Below are 17,185 nucleotides of genomic sequence, written 5' to 3'. Positions count from 1 at the left end.
CAGGATATTTAAAACAAATCAAATCTTTCCCGGTTTGATTCGTTGTATACGCAGTTAAATTATTGGGAAGAACCGGGAAGAAGCACTTTTGTATTTTATTTCCGGGTAATTAAAACACTTGAAATATTGATACAATTATGATAGAGTAGCAACGCATGGAAAATTTTGTCTAAATATGTGGAAAATGAAAAGTCAGGAAAGACAAAATCCCTTAAAGTTAAAACATATAATAGAATAAATAACAGATGCTTGATAATTATAGCAGTAGAATAATAGATATAACTTTGAGTGCAAGTGTTACTTTAAATTAATGAAAAGTTTAAAGACGAAAGAAGTATTAAGCATTTGAATTTCAAATGTTGTAATAAATATAAAAATTGAAAGGGGAATTGCATATGATTAAGAAAATATTAGCAATTACAATGGCAACAACATTAATTATTGGAGGGGGTTGGGAACCAACAAGTATTTATGCGGTAGATAATACCACAGTATCTATGGTAGGGGAGGATAATCAGAACTTCACCGAAAATATGGAAGATTATGAGTACATAGAGCAAAAAGTTGAGGACGAATTAAGTGTAGATACAGGTTTGCTTGAGCCTGAGGTGGAAGTGTGATACTAAATGAAAAATATGTATCAGAATCAGTTAATATGAAGTATAATGATAATTATAATACTTTGAAGAATAATCAGTATTATTTAGATAATTATGGAATACGATGTGCATTTAAACTTCATAAAAATAATGATACTGCTCTTGCAAACTTCCCATATGTAAAAACTAAAGAATATTCAAATGAGGGAATAGGTATAATTTTCTATTTGAAAAGAAAGTCAAACATCGTTGTATTCCACCCATATTATAAACACATACAAACAAAAAGAGAGTGGGTTTCAGTGGCGGTGTGCTTGGCAGATGATGGAAAGTTTACAGCTATATATACATTAGTGACAGGAAAGAATAAGAGCGTAGAGGAATCATATGCTGGTGTTGATAAAGCATTTAAGTTTACAATTAAATAATAAGGTGATAAATATATGAAGAAAAAAACAGTAATAACAGTTGTGATAGGTGTAATCATTGCCCTAACAATAATTACAAGTATATATGGAAAGAATCCAATATATAATTATGTAAAAAATAAATATTTTCCTGATGTACTTAATTTAGAAGAGCAGTATGGAGTGAAAAATTATAAAACAGGAAACCAGACAATAGAGGTAGATGGATACACAATGGTTATGGATCAGTATTTTTTTGAGAGTGATAAATCAGCAGGCTATTTGAGGATAAAAGTGATGTACCCTGATTTGGATATGCGGGAAATGGAAACGGATAGTGGAAATGACGAAAATCTATTTAATTTCGGTTTAGATGACACAAGGTACTTTTTTGCCACTGATGTTAAAGGTGAAGGCTTTAAGGAGGGAATAACGGCATGTACATCATATCAAAAGATTAGAGCAATCCAAACAAATAAAGCAATGTATATCTATTTTAAATTTTGTTCTGAAGATGGAGGAATATACAACGGCAAAGTATTTCTCCATGACCGCAAAGCCCAAAAAGGCATAGGGTACAGCGATTATGCAGGTAAGGAAAAATATGCCATAGGTGTTTTTGATTTAACAAAGTAGTAGAGTAATTTAGTGTATTTAGTAATGCTCTAAAAATAGTTTTACTTTTTTTGGAATATAGAATATAATTAATTTATCAGTCAAGGGGCAACAAAATTTGAACCCCGGAAATATTTTTTACAGGAGGCAAAAATGAAAAATATCAAAGTTAAGGTTATGGCAATTATGCTGGTAGTTGTTATGGTATTTACAGGATGTGCTACACAGCAGTCAGACATTAAGATTAATGCTGATGGAACAGGAAAGGTTACTGTTAATGTAGAAATTGATGAAGAAGCATACATTGATGCTACACTTAAGATGCTTAAGGCAAGTGGGCTTTCAAATGTGGAAATTGCATTATATGAGAAGGAACTAAGAAAAGAACTTCCTAAATCATTTGCAGAAGCAGGAGCTAAGAAGGTTGTAAGAGATGGTAAAACATATTATCAGATTACAAGAAATCAGACTATCAAAAAAGGAAACTTAAGTCAGGATATAACTGAAGGTGGAGAAGGTTATGTAACAACTGATACATTTTATTTAAAAATGGACTTCGCTTCACAAATGAACGATTTAGGCGGAATGGATGCAGGAATGGTTGACGGAGACATAGCAAGTCAGTTTAAGGCAGCAGGTCTTGATATGGATTCATTAGTAAAAATGACAGTAAATGTTGAAATGCCAAAGGCAATTGTTGCAACAACAGGAACAATTAGTGAAACAAACAAAAACATTGCAACATTTGATGTTAAGATTTCAAAGAATCAGACATTATTTGCAACTACAAATTCAAATGTAACTTTAGAAACAGCAAAAGCTAAATACAAAGCTGACAATACTATTAGCAAACCATCTGTTAAGAAGTTAAAAGCAAATAAGGTTTCTAAAAAGGCTAAAAAAGCTACTGCAACATTGAAGTTTTCTAAGGTTAGCGGAGCAAAGAAATATCAGGTACAGTATTCTACAAAAGGTTCATTTAAGGGAGCAAAGACAAAAACAATAAAGAAAACCACATACAAGCTTACAAAGCTTAAAAAGGGAACAAAGTATTATGTAAGAGTCAGAGCTGTAAAATACAATATGTCAAAAGATACAGTATACAGCAAATGGACAAAGAAGAAGGCTGTTAAAACAAAGAAATAGTTAGAAATAATATAAGGTTTACATAAAACTACAACCGGACGATAAATTATCTGGTTGTAGTTTTTTATATGGTCTTTGGTCTGTTCAAAACAATCATGCAACGTGGGGTGTTTTGGGAGTATAAGTCACTTGCTATGCGGGTGGTAACTCTGGTTATACAAAAAATTAACTTTCCGTTATAATAGAGTTGTTCAAGCTACTATTAAAAACTAAAGAAAGGGTAATTTTAGTGGCTAATAAAACAAACAGTTTAGCACATACAAAATGATTAGGTAAGTATCATATTGTCTTCATCCCCAAGTATAGATGAAAAATATTTTATTAAATCTATGTAAAGAAAGCAAAGTATAGGAAGAATATTAATACAATTGTGTCAATACAAGGGAGTAGTACTAATAGAAGATCGCATAATGCTGGAACATTTACATATGCTGGTAAGAATACCACCAAGATATTCAATGTAAGAAATAATGGGGGATTTAAAGGGGAAAATCAAGTCTAATGATTTTTGAGAAACATGTGAACTGAAAGTATAAATATGGAATTGTCATTTCTGGTGTAGAGGATATTATGTATATACGGTAGGAAAAATACGGCTGTAATCAAAAAGTATATACAAAATCAAATAAAAGAAGATAAGGGTATATGGCTTCATTGACAAGCATTAATGGCGTAAGGTATATAACACAAGGCTTGAAAATTAAAAAAATGCACTATTAAATAAAAATCATAGTGAAAAAAAGTGTTGACGGTAAAAATACGGAGTGGTACAATGTGAAACGTGATTTATAAATAAAGTTTTATAGTCATAAAAAATTTTTTAAGAAATGAATTATAAAATGAAGTTGAAAGGGAAGTTAGGTTGTATATTGTTGGCGATAACGTTAACGCTAATAGGAACATGGAATTATGTTGGTGCAAGAGATGATAATGTGGAGTACGCATTTAAATTACAAGCAAATTACAAAAATTCGTATACAGATATTAGATATCGTCAGACAAAGAAGGCAGATAATCCGTGGAAGGTTAATATGACATATAGTGCCGAAGGAAAAGGAACAAAGGCAGTGTATTGGTTAAACGTACCAGGACTGTTTTGCACTAGTGAAAGAGTATCAAATACACATACAGTTAAACAAGGCTCAGGACCACATTATTATAAGGCGTGGAAGGGAGCAGCTCAACAGTATGTAAGTATGGGAGCAGAAAATAATAATAATACATCTAAGACATATAATGTTTCAGGGTATTGGGATGAAGAAACATGGTAGTCTTATAGATAATGTATAATTACTGGATATCCAATATCCAGTAATTATATTATATGGAGGAAAAAGATTGATTAGTTATTTAATATTGAGGTTATGGAAAAGTCCGGTAAAAAAGCTTTTATATTGCATAATTATATTTTATCCTACGCTAGAGGTGATTTTTTATGTAAGGGATGTTTTAAGAGGGGGGAGTGTGTTCATACCTGATTATGCATTTTTTTTAACCTGTAATTCGGTTGGAGTTGGTCATATGTTCCAAGCTGTTTTGTTATGGTTTATGCCGGTGTATTGTTTGCTATTGACAGCAGATGATTGTATAAATGATTATAAGACAGGAAGTAAAAATATTCTTGTTTTAAAAAGTGGAAATAAAGTATATGTTAAATCACAGTTGATAAAAAGTTTTTTTTGTACATTTACAATGGTGATAGTTGCATTATTAGTTAATTTGATAATGGTACATATAATTTTTTATGGAGGAAAATTTGATCCATATGATGATGGCGTATATGTTTCTGACTTTTATCAATGGGAGGTAGATTTTCCGTTGCTTGCAAATATACTTTTTTCACTTATTACCGCTTTTTTTTGCGGATTAATCTCAATGGTTGGAACTATAAACGCTATTTGCATAAAAGATAGAAAAATCGTATATGGTTTAACAATGCTAATGTGGTTTATTCCGTTTTTGAAAGAAAAATCAATGATGTTACTATTTCAACCACACTCGGAATACGTTTTGAATACACTGATACCAGTAGGGCTTGAAATATTATTAGTATATGGAATATATATTGGAGTAGGGTATTACAGAGAAGTATATTATGGAAAAGATATTATTTAAAAAAAGAGTGCTAAAGGCGTTAAGTGTATGTTTATTAATAAATATAGTTGATATAATTGCATGTTATTACAATTTGCTAGAAATGTATAAAGACGAAGTAATTGATAGCATAGCGTTTAATAGAACATTGGTTTCAGGAGATTTTCATTCTTTATTGCAATATGGTGTTGTGTATATGTTCATATACATTATATATATAGTATATATAATGGAGGATGATAAAATATACAAAATTATTCGTTATGAGCAACGTAAGTCATACTATTTTAAAACAATAAAAAAAGTTTTTTATGCTACATTTTTATTTGTGTTAATTCACGAATTAACAAGTGTGGTATATATACTTTTATTTGGCAATTGGAGTATTTTGATAAAGCATAATTGGATTATGGGAATTTTTGGACAGATATTGATAACATTTTTATATTATAATATGGTTTTTTTTGTATATTCTATTATGCAATCAAAGTGGGTAAGAGGAGCATCGATTGTAAACACAATGATGATAATGATATTACAATACTACATTTCAGTAAAATTTTTTGAATTTATTTATATGCCCATAAAAGATATAGGTATTATGGTGAGTATGTGTGGTTATGGATATTCATTTAGGCAATGTTTAGGCAATGTATTTAGGCTTGTCGTAATTACGGTTATCGTAGGTGGGATTTGCCTAGAAGTGAAAAACAGAGAGGATATATTATAATAATGAAAAATGATAAAATATTGATACTTATGTTTGGAGTGAGTTGTATAGTTCAAGAACTTTTTTGCAAATACAATCAGGCAGAATTTTATGAATTTTGCTTTTTAAGAGGCTTAAATATTGAAAATGATGCCGGATTGCCTTATTTGGAAATATGTGCAATGAGTTTACCAACTATAGTTCTGATTCTGATATTTTCAGACGTATATGAGTTCCAAATTGAAAATTATGGAATGTTGTTACTGATAAGAAATTGCGATATACGGGTTAGAGTTTTAAAAATATATGTGAGTTTAATACCCTATATTGTAATGTATGTCTTAATGCAGGCTAGTATTTCATCAATATTTAATTGGGGATATTTTATACATAATTACTTGAAAATAGTATGCTATCTAGTTATATACTTTTTTTGCGTGCAGTTAGTTATAGTATCAGAGATTTTCATATGTTCATTGTTTGAAAAAAACATATGTGAAATAATGTTATGCGTATATTTATATGTATCACTTCTAATGTGTTTCAAGTTTGATGGGGTATGGACAAAAGTTATATGTTATCAGGGAATATTTGTTTCATTAGGACAAAGAGAGCGGGGAGATATAAAAGCTATTTGTGTTATGAATGAGATAGGAATTTTAATAGTAATTATCACTTTAATCTATATTCTTATGGTATTTAGATGTAGAAGGAAAGACTACGTATAGTGTGAATTTTATAATAAAAATGCTTACAATCAGAAGGATTAGTCATTAGTTGTATGAAAATATTAAAGAACGGATAAATTTTGAAATTGTTTTTAGGGTAAACTGTTTAATACAAAATAATTTAAAAAAATGAGAAGGTATAGAAGAAATATATGATAAATATTTATAATGTTTCAAAAAAAATAAAGGGTAAACAAATATTAACAAATATAAATTATGAATTTAACGAAGGCATGATTTATGGTTTGTGTGGGCCTAATGGTTCAGGAAAGACAATGATTTTGAGATTAATTGCAGGATTGATACATCCTACAGAAGGAAGAGTTGAAGTTGATGGAAAGGTTTTAAATAAATACAATTCGTTCCCGTCTAGTGTGGGTATTATTATTGAAAATATGGAATTATTACCTCAACTTAATGCTTATGAAAATCTTAAATTATTGTCTCAGATAAAAGATATAGCAACGGATAATGATATTTTTAATGTGCTTGAACGGGTAGATTTGAAAAGTGATCAGATAGTAAAAAAGTATTCATTAGGGATGAAGCAAAGGTTAAATATAGCTCAAGCAATTTTTGAAAAACCTCAATTACTTTTATTAGATGAACCGACAAATGCACTAGATGAAAGTGGCATTAAGCTTGTACATAAAATTTTATTAGAAGAAAAAAAAAGAGGAGCGTGTATTATAATAGCGACTCATAATAAAGAAGATATAAATGTGCTGTGTGATAAAATATTAAGAGTTACTGATGGATGTATGGAGGAAATAAATGTTTATTAAAAAAATAAAAGTCATACATATTGCATCTCTAGTTATTATAATATTTTTAATATCAGGGTGTTTTAATAAATATTTACATATAAAATATCCCGAAGCATTTGATGCAAATGGGGAGTATATAGAAAAAGGGAAATCACAAATATACGTTTCGGAAGATGGAAGTTATAATTACAGAATTAACGAAACAAATAATACGATAGAGCTCATATCATATAACGATGAAACAGAAAAGACAATAAAAGTTCCACAAGAAATTGATGGATATACTGTAATAGCAATAGGAGAGACAGTGTATGCATATCATACGGAATTGGAGAAACTTTATATACCAAAAAACATAAAAAAAATTAGGTTAGCGTTTGTGGCTGGATGTAATAATTTGAAGGAAATAGTGTTTGAGGATGATGTTGATGAAATTGAAAGGTATGCATTTGATGACTTCTTTGGATATGTAGTGGTTGATAAAAAATCAAATATTTATGAGTATTGTAAAAAAAATAAAATTAGAATTAAAGAAGGGAAATAGATAAATGTCGTCTCATGGAGGCGCATTTAAGGTAATTATGATTGCAAATCTTTTACTCCTCATTTTCTTTTTCATAATGAATATATTCATAGGTACTGTATTTTTCAGCGGTTTCCTTCATCCATAAATAAACCCGGTTACGCAAATCCTCTTTGGCAGCTTTACGGCTAAGAGTAGGGTTTGCATACATTGGGTCGCTGCAATATATGGTAATGGCGGGTTTCTTAAATATCAGCCCAAAAGGGAAATTACGTTTGCGGTAAGTTACAACCATAGCCACTACCGGGGCGCTTAAAAGTACAGGGTAAGCAAAACTGGCACTTTTAAAAGGACGTATGCCTACATAATAAGGCCATATATGTGCTTCAGGATAAATAGTTATGCAACTGCCCTGATGATAACGTTTAGAAACTGTGTTAAGCATTTCCTTCATACTTGCCATGTCGTAGCCAAGGGGCATAGCACCAAGCATGGCAACTAAATGATAAAGTCCTTTAATGGAAAAAGCGTCATTTCCGGCCATAAAATAAGTACGGTGGCCCCAGCCTGAAACATCGGCAGAAAGAAGAGGGTCAATATGCATGGTGTGATTGCTGTACAAAAAGCAACCGGATTTTAACCGCCTTATAGCACCGCGATTTTTAACATGAAGCCCTACGACAATGGTATTGAAAATCTTTACCAAAGGAAACACTATAAGATAGTACAAAATATCTGCAAAGAAATTCCACAGAAAACCGGTGTGAATCCACTTATAGTCCGGGGGAAGGGCCTGAGTTTTTATCCCGTTAGTTGCCGCAAAATCATCATTTAATTCATCTGTATAGTAAATTGTTTTCATAAAAATCCTTTTCCGTTAATTTCATTAGAACACTATTATTTATCTATTTGTTTATAATACCCAAAATCATTTCTTCCATACTGTCCATACATTTATTAAAAGCCCATTGCTTTGCGAAATCAGCATAATCCAGACTTCGCTGTTCCTTTTCCTTAGGATGTTCAATCCAGTAGTCAATTTTCTTAGCCAAATCCCCTACATTGTTACATTTAAACAGGTTTTTGTCATCAAGGGCAAAGTACCGGGTAGCGGAACGGGGGGAGTTATTAATAACAGGCACAAGACCACAGGAAATGGCTTCCAAGCAGGAAATGGCTTCAAGCTCAATTTCCGCGGCATGGACGTAAAGGTCAGCTGTTCCTAAAACCTTAAGCAAATCCGTTCTTGAATAAAACTTCATTATAGGCTGTATTGGCAAATGTCTTTTAGAATACTTTATCAGGTTAGATTTCTGAGGACCGTCCCCGGCAAAAATCAGCTGGATACGGTTTCGGTATTTACTTTTATTTACAGCTTTTAAAAGCACAATGTGAGTTTTTTCACGACTGTAACGTCCGGTAAACAATATACGGAAAAGACCGTCATTAACGTGATACTTTGGAATATCACGGTTAAACTGGCGGTTAACTCCGTTGGAAATAACATGTCCCGGAGTAGGCCCTACCACCTTTTCAAAGGTATCACGAATAAATTGGGTAGGGTAGTGAATGGCATCACAATAACGGTACAAATGTTTATAGAAAAACTTATATACATTTTTATTAAAATGCTTATCATTCATTAAAAAGAAATGATTAGAAAAATTTTCTGCCTGGCAATGGAAACCGGCAGACAGGGGAATGCCGTATTTGTGACAATATCTTGCAACGTAGCATCCTGTAAGAAAAGGAACCATAACGTGAACGGCATCCACGCCCTTTAGAGCCTTTGCCACGACTTTTTTATCAGGCTTTGAAATATTAACTCCGTTTTTCTTAACATAATTATTAAAAGGCCCAACGTTTAATGTTTTTACAATATAATAACCGTCTTCGCCGGCCTTGTCTGCGTCAGGGCAGATAACACGAACCTCATGGCCCTTAGCCTTTAGGGAACGTATAAGGTTCATAGCGGCAATGGTAGTACCGTTATTTTCTTCTCCAAGGACATCGCTAACTACTGCAATTATCATACTAATCTCCATTCTGTCACGGCTTATGACATATATATTAAAAAGGTAAAACCTTTCTTAATCTCACATATTGGTATTTTAATATAGGCAGTACATGAAATCAAGAAATAAAAAACATACAAAAACATATATTTGTTGCAATAACCGGACACTGCTTTGCTTGATTTGAAACCGGAAATTTTGTATACTATATTTTATATAGGCGAATGTCAAAAGTACCTTTGGCACTGCCATCATTTAAGGCATATTATTTTGCCTGAATATCAGCTAAGTATTACAGATACAGACTGAAAAGTTAGGATTGCAGGAGGAGAAAATGATAACATTAAGCAAAGGCGGCGCGTATCTCATTAACGGTACAGAAGTGATTGAGGACGGTCAGGAAGAATTACTTAAGAGCAAATTAGGAGATAAGTATCTTTCAAAAGAAGATGCAGCAAAGAATACTATTGCATACGGCATCTTAAAAAATCACAATACATCAGGAAATATGGACAAGCTTCAGATTAAGTTTGATAAGCTTACATCCCATGATATTACATTTGTAGGTATTATTCAGACAGCAAGAGCTTCAGGACTTGAGAAGTTCCCTATACCATATGTACTTACAAACTGTCACAACAGTTTATGTGCAGTTGGAGGAACAATTAATGAAGATGACCATATGTTTGGTCTTACATGTGCTAAGAAATACGGCGGAATTTATGTTCCACCTCATCAGGCAGTTATTCATCAGTTTGCAAGAGAAATGCTTGCCGGTGGCGGAAAGATGATACTTGGCTCAGATTCACATACAAGATACGGTGCCCTTGGTACCATGGCTATGGGTGAAGGCGGACCGGAGCTTGTTAAGCAGCTTCTTTCCCAGACATATGATATTAACATGCCGGGAGTTATTGGAATTTACATGACAGGAGAGCCTGCTAAGGGAGTGGGACCTCAGGACGTGGCACTTGCCATTATCGGAGAAGTTTTTGACAAAGGATATGTTAAAAATAAAGTTATGGAATTTGTAGGACCGGGAGTTTCAAATCTTAGTGCTGATTTCAGAATCGGCGTAGATGTAATGACTACAGAAACTACATGTCTTTCATCTATTTGGAGAACAGACGAGAAGATTAAAGAGTTCTACGATATTCATGGAAGAGTAGAGGAATACAAGGAGTTAAATCCGGGAGCAGTTACTTACTATGACGGAATGGTATACGTTGATTTATCAAAGATTAAGCCTATGATAGCAATGCCTTTCCATCCAAGTAACACATATACTATTGACGAGGTAAATGCTAACCTTGAAGATATTTTAAGAGATGTTGAAAAGAAAGCCCTTGTCTCATTAGACGGACAGGTTGATTATAAACTTACAAACAAAATTAAGAATGGTAAATTATACGTGGATCAGGGTATTATTGCAGGATGTGCCGGCGGTGGATTTGAAAATATCTGTGCAGCAGCAGACATTCTTACAGGAAAGAATATCGGATCGGATGAATTTACCCTTAGCGTATATCCGGCTTCAATGCCAGTATACATGGAACTTATTAAAAATGGTGCAGCAGCCTCCATTATGGAAGCAGGCGGTGTTATGAAGACAGCTTTCTGCGGACCTTGTTTTGGAGCAGGAGATACACCGGCAAACAATGCATTCAGTATCAGACATTCTACACGTAACTTCCCTAACAGAGAAGGAAGCAAGTTGCAGAACGGACAGATTGCATCAGTTGCACTTATGGATGCAAGATCAATTGCAGCTACAGCAGCTAACAAGGGATATCTTACAGCAGCAACAGATATGGATGTTGAATACAAGGGACGTAAGTATCATTTTGATAAGACTATTTACGAAAACAGAGTATTTGATTCTCACGGTGTTGCTGACCCTGATACGGAAATCCAGTTTGGCCCTAACATTAAGGACTGGCCGGAAATGGTTGCACTTACAGACAATTTGTTACTTAAGGTGGTATCAGAAATACATGACCCTGTAACAACAACTGATGAACTTATTCCATCAGGTGAAACTTCATCATACCGTTCTAACCCATTAGGACTTGCAGAATTTGCACTTTCAAGAAAAGACCCTGAATATGTAGGAAAGGCAAAGGAAGTTCAGAAGGTAGAAAAGGCAAGAGAAGCAGGCCAGTGTATGTGTGAATATTCAGATGAATATAAGAAGATTCTTGAAACAATCAAGAAGGAATTTGCTGATGTGAATAAAGAAAATTTAGGTGTAGGAAGTACAATTTATGCTGTAAAACCTGGTGACGGTTCAGCAAGAGAACAAGCTGCATCATGTCAGAAGGTTCTGGGCGGATGGGCTAATATTGCTCAGGAGTACGCTACAAAGAGATATCGTTCAAACCTTATTAACTGGGGTATGCTTCCATTTATTTATGAAGAGGAAGAGCTCCCATTTAAGAAGGATGACTTTATTTTCGTTCCAAATATTGCAGAGGCAGTAAAGAATAAGACAACAGAAATTCCGGCATATGTAGTTGGCGATGAATTAAAGCCGTTTACATTAAAGCTTGGTGAAATGACAGATGATGAACGTGACATTATATTAAAGGGTTGTCTCATTAACTACAACAGAGTTTAAAATCAATCTTCCGGAAACAGACAAGTCGGAAAAATATAAGCATAATGTATGCAGATGGAGGACACCATATGGGAAATAAATTAGCCATAACAAAAGATGACTGTTACTTATTTGGTAAAGGCATTAATTATGAAATATATGAGAAACTGGGTGCTCATATTACGGAAATAGATGGAGTTAAGGGAACATACTTTGCAGTATGGGCTCCCCATGCAACTAATGTTGCAGTTATAGGCGATTTTAATGACTGGTTAGGATTTAATCACAATATGACTATGGATAATGATTCAGGAATATGGGAGCTGTTTATTCCGGAAGTTGGAGAAGGAGCAATGTACAAATATGTGATTTCCACGGAAAGTGGAGACACATTGTACAAGTCCGACCCATATGGAAACTGGGCGGAAGTCAGACCGGGCAATGCTTCAAGAGTAACCAATATTGATTCATATAAATGGAATGATTCCAAGTGGATTCATCAGAAGGCATCGGAAAGTCACTACGAACTGCCTATGTCAATTTATGAGGTGCATCCGGGTTCATGGAGAAAAGACTATAAGGGACCGGATGATGAAGATGGATTTTATGACTATAGAAGGATGGCAGATGAACTGGTAGATTACGTGGTGGATATGGGATATACTCATGTGGAACTTATGGGAATCTTAGAGCATCCTTTTGACGGTTCATGGGGGTATCAGGTTGTGGGATATTATGCACCTACATCCAGATATGGAAAGCCTCAGGATTTTATGTATTTAATAGACGCTTTTCATAAGGCAGGAATCGGAGTTATTTTGGACTGGGTTCCGGCGCATTTCCCAAAGGACGCCCACGGACTTGCTATGTTTGACGGAACACCTCTTTATGAATATGCTGACCCTAGAAAGGGAGAACATCCTGATTGGGGCACAAAGGTTTTTGACTATTCTAAAACAGAGGTTAGCAATTTCCTTATTGCAAATGCTTTATTCTGGGTGGAAAAGTATCATATAGACGGACTTCGTGTAGATGCAGTGGCATCAATGCTTTATCTTGATTATGGAAGAAAAGATGGAGAATGGGTTCCTAATAAGTACGGCGGAAATGAAAATTTAGAGGCAATAGAGTTCTTTAAGCATTTAAGCAGTATTATGAGATATAGAAATCCAAGGGCTTATATTATAGCAGAAGAGTCTACAGCGTGGCCGAAGGTTACCATGGCACCGGAAGAAGGCGGACTGGGATTTTCTTACAAGTGGAATATGGGATGGATGCACGATTTCCTTGAATATGTGAAGCTTGACCCGTATTTTAAGAAGAATAATCATAATAAGATGACATTTGGACTGACTTATGCATTTAGTGAGAACTTTATCTTAGTTCTTTCCCACGATGAGGTAGTTCATTTGAAATGTTCAATGATTAACAAGATGCCGGGGTACCCGTCAGATAAATTTAAAAACCTTAAGACGGCGTATACATTTATGATGGGACATCCGGGAAGAAAGCTTTTGTTTATGGGACAGGAATTTGCCCAGCTTCAGGAGTGGTCAGAGGCAAGAAGTCTTGACTGGTATTTGTTAGACGAACCTGAACATAAGGATATGCAGGACTATGTAAAGAAATTATTACATATCTATAAGAAATATCCGGCACTTTATACTGAAACAAAAGGCTATGGAGCTTTTGAATGGATAAATGCAGATGACAGAGACAGAAGTATATTTAGTTTTATAAGAAAAACAACAGAGCCTGATTACAGGAATTCTGTGGGATTCGTATTTAACTTTACACCGGTGGAAAGACCTGACTATGTAGTTGGTGTTCCAAAAGCCGGAACATACAAGAGAATTATTACTACGGAAACAGGAGATACGGAAGTGGTGAAATATAAAGCAAAGAAACAGGAGGCTGATGGTAAGCCATATAGATTGGAAATACCACTTAGACCTCTGGAATCAGTAGTTTTTGAATTCCCTAAAGTAATAAAGAAGAAAGCAAAAACAACAAAAAAGAAATAAAGATTAACTAAAAAGGGCAGTTGTTAAGCTGCCCTTTGTTGGCAGTAACAATACAGAGAATTTTCGGAGAAAAAGATGAAAAAAAAGGTATTTATCGTAATTATTATTTTAATTATATTAGGTGGAGCAAGTGCATTTGGAATAATGTACAATAAAAATCATACATCAGGGGAGCCTGAGAAAAATGATGTGGCAGAAATGACAGACAAAATTCCTGACATGAAGGTATATGCAGGAAGCAATGTTATTGGAACCATAGACGGATACACAATGGAAATGAATTATGCACACCTTAGAGATAGTATTATTCCGGTAGGTACAGACAATAAGGTTTCCATGGAAATAACATCCAACAAAAATAAGATTGAAAAATTATCTTATGAGGTGGTAAGTGCAGAAGGTGACACTCTTCTAGATAGTGGAGAAATCACGGATTTACAGGAAAATGACGGGAAAATTGCCTTTGATTATCAGGCAAGTGCCATTATGGAAAAGGGAAAAGAATATTTTCTTACCTTCAACATGTCTACAGATAAACATAAAAATCTGCACTATTACACAAGGGTTATGCAAATAGGTGCAGATGTAGTTGAAGACCAGATTGCCTTTGCCAAGGATTTTAGTGACAGAACCTTTAATGAAAACGAGGCAAAGGGATTAGTGGCATATATTGAGCCGGATGCAAAGGGAGCTAATGATAATTTAGGGGTGACTACCATTAAATCCAGTTACAGCATGCTGGTGTGGAAGACACTTCACCCGGCAAAGAGCACTGATACAACTGTGTATGCCAAGGATTTTTGTATAAAAGACAGCGGCGAGGCAGGAACCTACACTATGAATTATCAGATGAAAGCAACAAATACTGAAAAGGTGGAGGAAACCTACAATGTTACTGAAAACATTACAGTGTGGACCTGTGCAGGTAAACAGTATGTACTGGCATATGACAGGGAGGTAAATCAGGTTTGGGCTGCTTCAAAGAATAATGTTGGAAACAGTTTTATTGATTTGGGAATACAGAAGCAGACAACGGTTTCTAATGTAGAAAGTTCTAACGGACAGTTTATCGGATATGAGATAAATGGTGACGTGTATACTTTTGATGTTACCGGCAAAAAAATGTATCGTGTATATAACAGCAAGGCAAAAAGCGGGCAGCAGCTTTACAAGACCCGCTCCAGAGTTATAAAGGTGGATAATGATGGAAATGCAGAATACATGATATATGGTTACAGTCCAAGTGTAAATCATGGTGGAAAAAATGGAATTTCCATAATGGATTACAGTGTTAAGGATAATAAATCAGTGGAAAAAGCCTTTATACCATGTAATGAGCCGGCGTGGATTCTGGAAAATCAAATGTCTCAGCTTTGCTATGAAGGTGACGGAACATTATATATAATGCTAGGAAAAGCAGTATATTATGTGAACTTAAAAACAAAGGAATGGGGAACATTGATTGAGAACATGGAGGATGGAAGTCTGTGTGTAAATGAGCAGGGAACAGTAATTGCTTATAACACCAATGGAAGTATTTACAACAGTGACAGTATTACCGTTATTGATTTAACTAATGGAGAGAAAAAGGAAATTAAGGCAGAAGAAGGTAAGAAAATTGCAGTATGCGGATATACCGGTGCTAATCTGGTATATGGAACAGGAACAATTTCAAAGGATAAGAAATACGATGCTTTTCCTATTGAAACACTAAACATAGTGGATTCTGATTTAAACCTGGTTAAGTCATATTCAAAAAGCGGAATAACCATGACAGACGTAACCATTACAGATACAATTATCAGCTTTAAGCGTTTTAGAAAAGGAAAGCGTTTAGAGGATGACCAGCTTCTTGATAACACAGAGGATACGGTAAGGGTTGCTAATTCAAGCTATTATACCGATGACATGAAAATGAGGGAACTGGCGCTGTCCTTTACCAATAATCTTAATGCCACAACCAAGCTTACCATTGGCAAATGGGGATCAGTGGAATTTTCTACAGGAACAGAGGTTGACTCTAAATTTGTAAAAACCACTGAAGACAGATATTTTGTATATGGATATGGAATGCTTCAGGGAGTGTATTCTAAAAAGGAGGATGCCACAAAAGCCGCAAGGGAAGTTTATGGTTTGGTGATAGATGAAAGGGGTAGTAAAATATGGGTGTTTGAGGAGAACTATCAGTAGAAAATATATTTAAACATAAAGTGAAAAAAAGGCATTAAATATAACAAAAATTAACAATTATAAAGTAGAAATATAGCATGTAATGGGATACAATTATTTACAGATATTGGAAAGTGACAATTTTTTCTACAAAAAGTGCAGTTATCCGGTTTAATGATAAATATGAAGAAAAAATTCATTTCATTATTGATGATAATAGCAATGATGTTTTCTATGCTTCCGGCGAATGTGGTTGACATAAAAGCTGCAACAGGGAAAACAGCTATTATTAGTGTAGAAGGGAAAAATGCCATTCCCGGCTCTACAGTATCTGTAAATGTGTCTATAAAGGACAATCCGGGAATATTAGGCTCGGTACTTAGGGTTGAATATGATTCCAAGCTTACATTGACAGATGCAAAGTCAGGGGAAGCTTTTAGCACATTAGTTATGACCAAGCCGGGAAAATTCGGTTCACCAAGCAAGTTTGTATGGGATGGTCAGGATTTGCCAATTACAGGAAGCCAGAATTCTAATTCGGCAGGATTCTTCTATTTATACGGAAGTGCTCCATGCTGGTATTATGAATGTACAAGGACAGTAGTTGCATCTTACAAGACTCAGTATCGTTATGCAGACCGCAGTAAGTCATACACATACTTATTTAAGAAGGTAGAGCAAAAGGAGTCCACCTCAGAAATTCAGGAATCGGATTCTGTAAGCAATGTACAAAAATGGGTTAAGTACACTATTTAGTGGGATAAAAATAACATAATATTATATAATAAAGAGG

The 17,185-nt window shown here is 34.3% G+C and carries 16 protein-coding genes and 1 pseudogene; 15 read left to right on the top strand and 2 right to left on the bottom strand.

All coding sequences use genetic code 11. The annotated features are described in order from the left end of the window. Positions 1-395 precede the first annotated feature (395 nt). The 11 genes and pseudogenes from Q5O30_RS03610 to Q5O30_RS03560 all read left to right on the top strand — a co-directional run bounded on the left by Q5O30_RS03610 (position 396) and on the right by Q5O30_RS03560 (position 7,609). Complete coding sequence (locus tag Q5O30_RS03610) at positions 396-620, top strand: hypothetical protein (protein WP_021952395.1); 225 nt, start codon at positions 396-398, stop codon at positions 618-620. Then, positions 617-1,027, top strand: coding sequence for a hypothetical protein (locus Q5O30_RS03605; RefSeq protein WP_021952394.1), 411 nt, complete (start codon positions 617-619; stop codon positions 1,025-1,027). Before Q5O30_RS03610 ends, Q5O30_RS03605 begins: the two co-directional genes overlap by 4 nt. A 15-nt stretch (positions 1,028-1,042) precedes the next feature. After that, positions 1,043-1,642 carry a hypothetical protein gene (locus tag Q5O30_RS03600; protein ID WP_021952393.1) on the top strand — a complete coding sequence of 200 codons (600 nt, stop codon included), beginning with the start codon at positions 1,043-1,045 and terminating at the stop codon, positions 1,640-1,642. Positions 1,643-1,774: 132 nt separating this feature from the next. Beyond that, complete coding sequence (locus Q5O30_RS03595) at positions 1,775-2,767, top strand: fibronectin type III domain-containing protein (RefSeq protein ID WP_021952392.1); 993 nt, start codon at positions 1,775-1,777, stop codon at positions 2,765-2,767. A gap of 283 nt (positions 2,768-3,050) precedes the next feature. Beyond that, positions 3,051-3,425, top strand: a pseudogene (tnpA, locus tag Q5O30_RS03590) (IS200/IS605 family transposase). Positions 3,426-3,606: 181 nt separating this feature from the next. Beyond that, positions 3,607-4,038: a DUF2712 domain-containing protein gene (locus Q5O30_RS03585; protein ID WP_302624200.1), complete on the top strand. Its 432-nt coding sequence runs from the start codon at positions 3,607-3,609 to the stop codon at positions 4,036-4,038. Positions 4,039-4,105: 67 nt separating this feature from the next. Beyond that, on the top strand, positions 4,106-4,882 hold the full coding sequence (locus Q5O30_RS03580; RefSeq protein ID WP_021952390.1) for a hypothetical protein: 777 nt from the start codon (positions 4,106-4,108) through the stop codon (positions 4,880-4,882). Next, entirely contained in the window at positions 4,863-5,591 is a 729-nt protein-coding gene (locus Q5O30_RS03575; RefSeq protein WP_021952389.1) for a WxPxxD family membrane protein, read from the top strand. Before Q5O30_RS03580 ends, Q5O30_RS03575 begins: the two co-directional genes overlap by 20 nt. A gap of 2 nt (positions 5,592-5,593) precedes the next feature. Further along, positions 5,594-6,298, top strand: coding sequence for a DUF2705 family protein (locus Q5O30_RS03570; RefSeq protein ID WP_021952388.1), 705 nt, complete (start codon positions 5,594-5,596; stop codon positions 6,296-6,298). 152 nt (positions 6,299-6,450) lie between these two features. Continuing rightward, positions 6,451-7,083 carry an ABC transporter ATP-binding protein gene (locus Q5O30_RS03565; RefSeq protein WP_021952387.1) on the top strand — a complete coding sequence of 211 codons (633 nt, stop codon included), beginning with the start codon at positions 6,451-6,453 and terminating at the stop codon, positions 7,081-7,083. Further along, a complete protein-coding gene (locus tag Q5O30_RS03560) occupies positions 7,073-7,609 on the top strand; it encodes a leucine-rich repeat protein (protein WP_021952386.1) in 537 nt (178 codons plus the stop codon). Before Q5O30_RS03565 ends, Q5O30_RS03560 begins: the two co-directional genes overlap by 11 nt. Before the next feature lie 52 nt (positions 7,610-7,661). Here the strand turns inward: Q5O30_RS03560 and Q5O30_RS03555 are convergent, their stop codons facing one another. Together Q5O30_RS03555 and Q5O30_RS03550 are read right to left on the bottom strand one after the other, a co-directional pair. Next, positions 7,662-8,450, bottom strand: a complete 789-nt coding sequence (locus Q5O30_RS03555) for a 1-acyl-sn-glycerol-3-phosphate acyltransferase (RefSeq protein WP_021952385.1) — start codon at positions 8,448-8,450, stop codon at positions 7,662-7,664. Positions 8,451-8,493: 43 nt separating this feature from the next. Continuing rightward, positions 8,494-9,621, bottom strand: a complete 1,128-nt coding sequence (locus tag Q5O30_RS03550; protein WP_021952384.1) for a glycosyltransferase — start codon at positions 9,619-9,621, stop codon at positions 8,494-8,496. Positions 9,622-9,937: 316 nt separating this feature from the next. Between Q5O30_RS03550 and Q5O30_RS03545 the strand changes: the two genes are divergently transcribed. The 4 genes from Q5O30_RS03545 (at position 9,938) to Q5O30_RS03530 (ending at position 17,148) form a co-directional block, all read left to right on the top strand. Next, positions 9,938-12,220, top strand: a complete 2,283-nt coding sequence (locus Q5O30_RS03545) for a hydratase (RefSeq protein ID WP_021952383.1) — start codon at positions 9,938-9,940, stop codon at positions 12,218-12,220. Between the two features lie 68 nt (positions 12,221-12,288). Continuing rightward, complete coding sequence (glgB, locus tag Q5O30_RS03540) at positions 12,289-14,223, top strand: 1,4-alpha-glucan branching protein GlgB (RefSeq protein WP_021952382.1); 1,935 nt, start codon at positions 12,289-12,291, stop codon at positions 14,221-14,223. A 75-nt stretch (positions 14,224-14,298) separates the two neighbouring features. After that, positions 14,299-16,413, top strand: coding sequence for a hypothetical protein (locus Q5O30_RS03535; protein ID WP_021952381.1), 2,115 nt, complete (start codon positions 14,299-14,301; stop codon positions 16,411-16,413). 162 nt (positions 16,414-16,575) lie between these two features. Then, positions 16,576-17,148 (top strand): hypothetical protein, encoded by a 573-nt coding sequence (locus Q5O30_RS03530; protein WP_302674554.1) that lies wholly within the window; start codon positions 16,576-16,578, stop codon positions 17,146-17,148. Positions 17,149-17,185: the final 37 nt, after the last annotated feature.

This window comes from Eubacterium sp. CAG:161 (assembly GCF_000432355.1).
GTDB classification, from domain to species: Bacteria; Bacillota; Clostridia; order Lachnospirales; family Lachnospiraceae; genus Eubacterium_G; species Eubacterium_G segne.
The sequence above is the reverse complement of the archived record's forward strand: the minus strand, read 5'-3'. Positions and strand labels throughout refer to the sequence as shown.

Bases quoted from the DNA above. Each gene is read 5' to 3' on its own strand.
- Q5O30_RS03610 (WP_021952395.1), top strand. From the start codon at position 396: ATGATTAAGAAAATATTAGCAATTACAATGGCAACAACATTAATTATT.
- Q5O30_RS03600 (WP_021952393.1), top strand. From the start codon at position 1,043: ATGAAGAAAAAAACAGTAATAACAGTTGTGATAGGTGTAATCATTGCC.
- Q5O30_RS03595 (WP_021952392.1), top strand. From the start codon at position 1,775: ATGAAAAATATCAAAGTTAAGGTTATGGCAATTATGCTGGTAGTTGTT.
- Q5O30_RS03585 (WP_302624200.1), top strand. From the start codon at position 3,607: ATGAAGTTGAAAGGGAAGTTAGGTTGTATATTGTTGGCGATAACGTTA.
- Q5O30_RS03575 (WP_021952389.1), top strand. From the start codon at position 4,863: ATGGAAAAGATATTATTTAAAAAAAGAGTGCTAAAGGCGTTAAGTGTA.
- Q5O30_RS03570 (WP_021952388.1), top strand. From the start codon at position 5,594: ATGAAAAATGATAAAATATTGATACTTATGTTTGGAGTGAGTTGTATA.
- Q5O30_RS03565 (WP_021952387.1), top strand. From the start codon at position 6,451: ATGATAAATATTTATAATGTTTCAAAAAAAATAAAGGGTAAACAAATA.
- Q5O30_RS03560 (WP_021952386.1), top strand. From the start codon at position 7,073: ATGTTTATTAAAAAAATAAAAGTCATACATATTGCATCTCTAGTTATT.
- Q5O30_RS03555 (WP_021952385.1), bottom strand. From the start codon at position 8,450: ATGAAAACAATTTACTATACAGATGAATTAAATGATGATTTTGCGGCA.
- Q5O30_RS03550 (WP_021952384.1), bottom strand. From the start codon at position 9,621: ATGATAATTGCAGTAGTTAGCGATGTCCTTGGAGAAGAAAATAACGGT.
- Q5O30_RS03545 (WP_021952383.1), top strand. From the start codon at position 9,938: ATGATAACATTAAGCAAAGGCGGCGCGTATCTCATTAACGGTACAGAA.
- glgB (WP_021952382.1), top strand. From the start codon at position 12,289: ATGGGAAATAAATTAGCCATAACAAAAGATGACTGTTACTTATTTGGT.
- Q5O30_RS03535 (WP_021952381.1), top strand. From the start codon at position 14,299: ATGAAAAAAAAGGTATTTATCGTAATTATTATTTTAATTATATTAGGT.
- Q5O30_RS03530 (WP_302674554.1), top strand. From the start codon at position 16,576: ATGAAGAAAAAATTCATTTCATTATTGATGATAATAGCAATGATGTTT.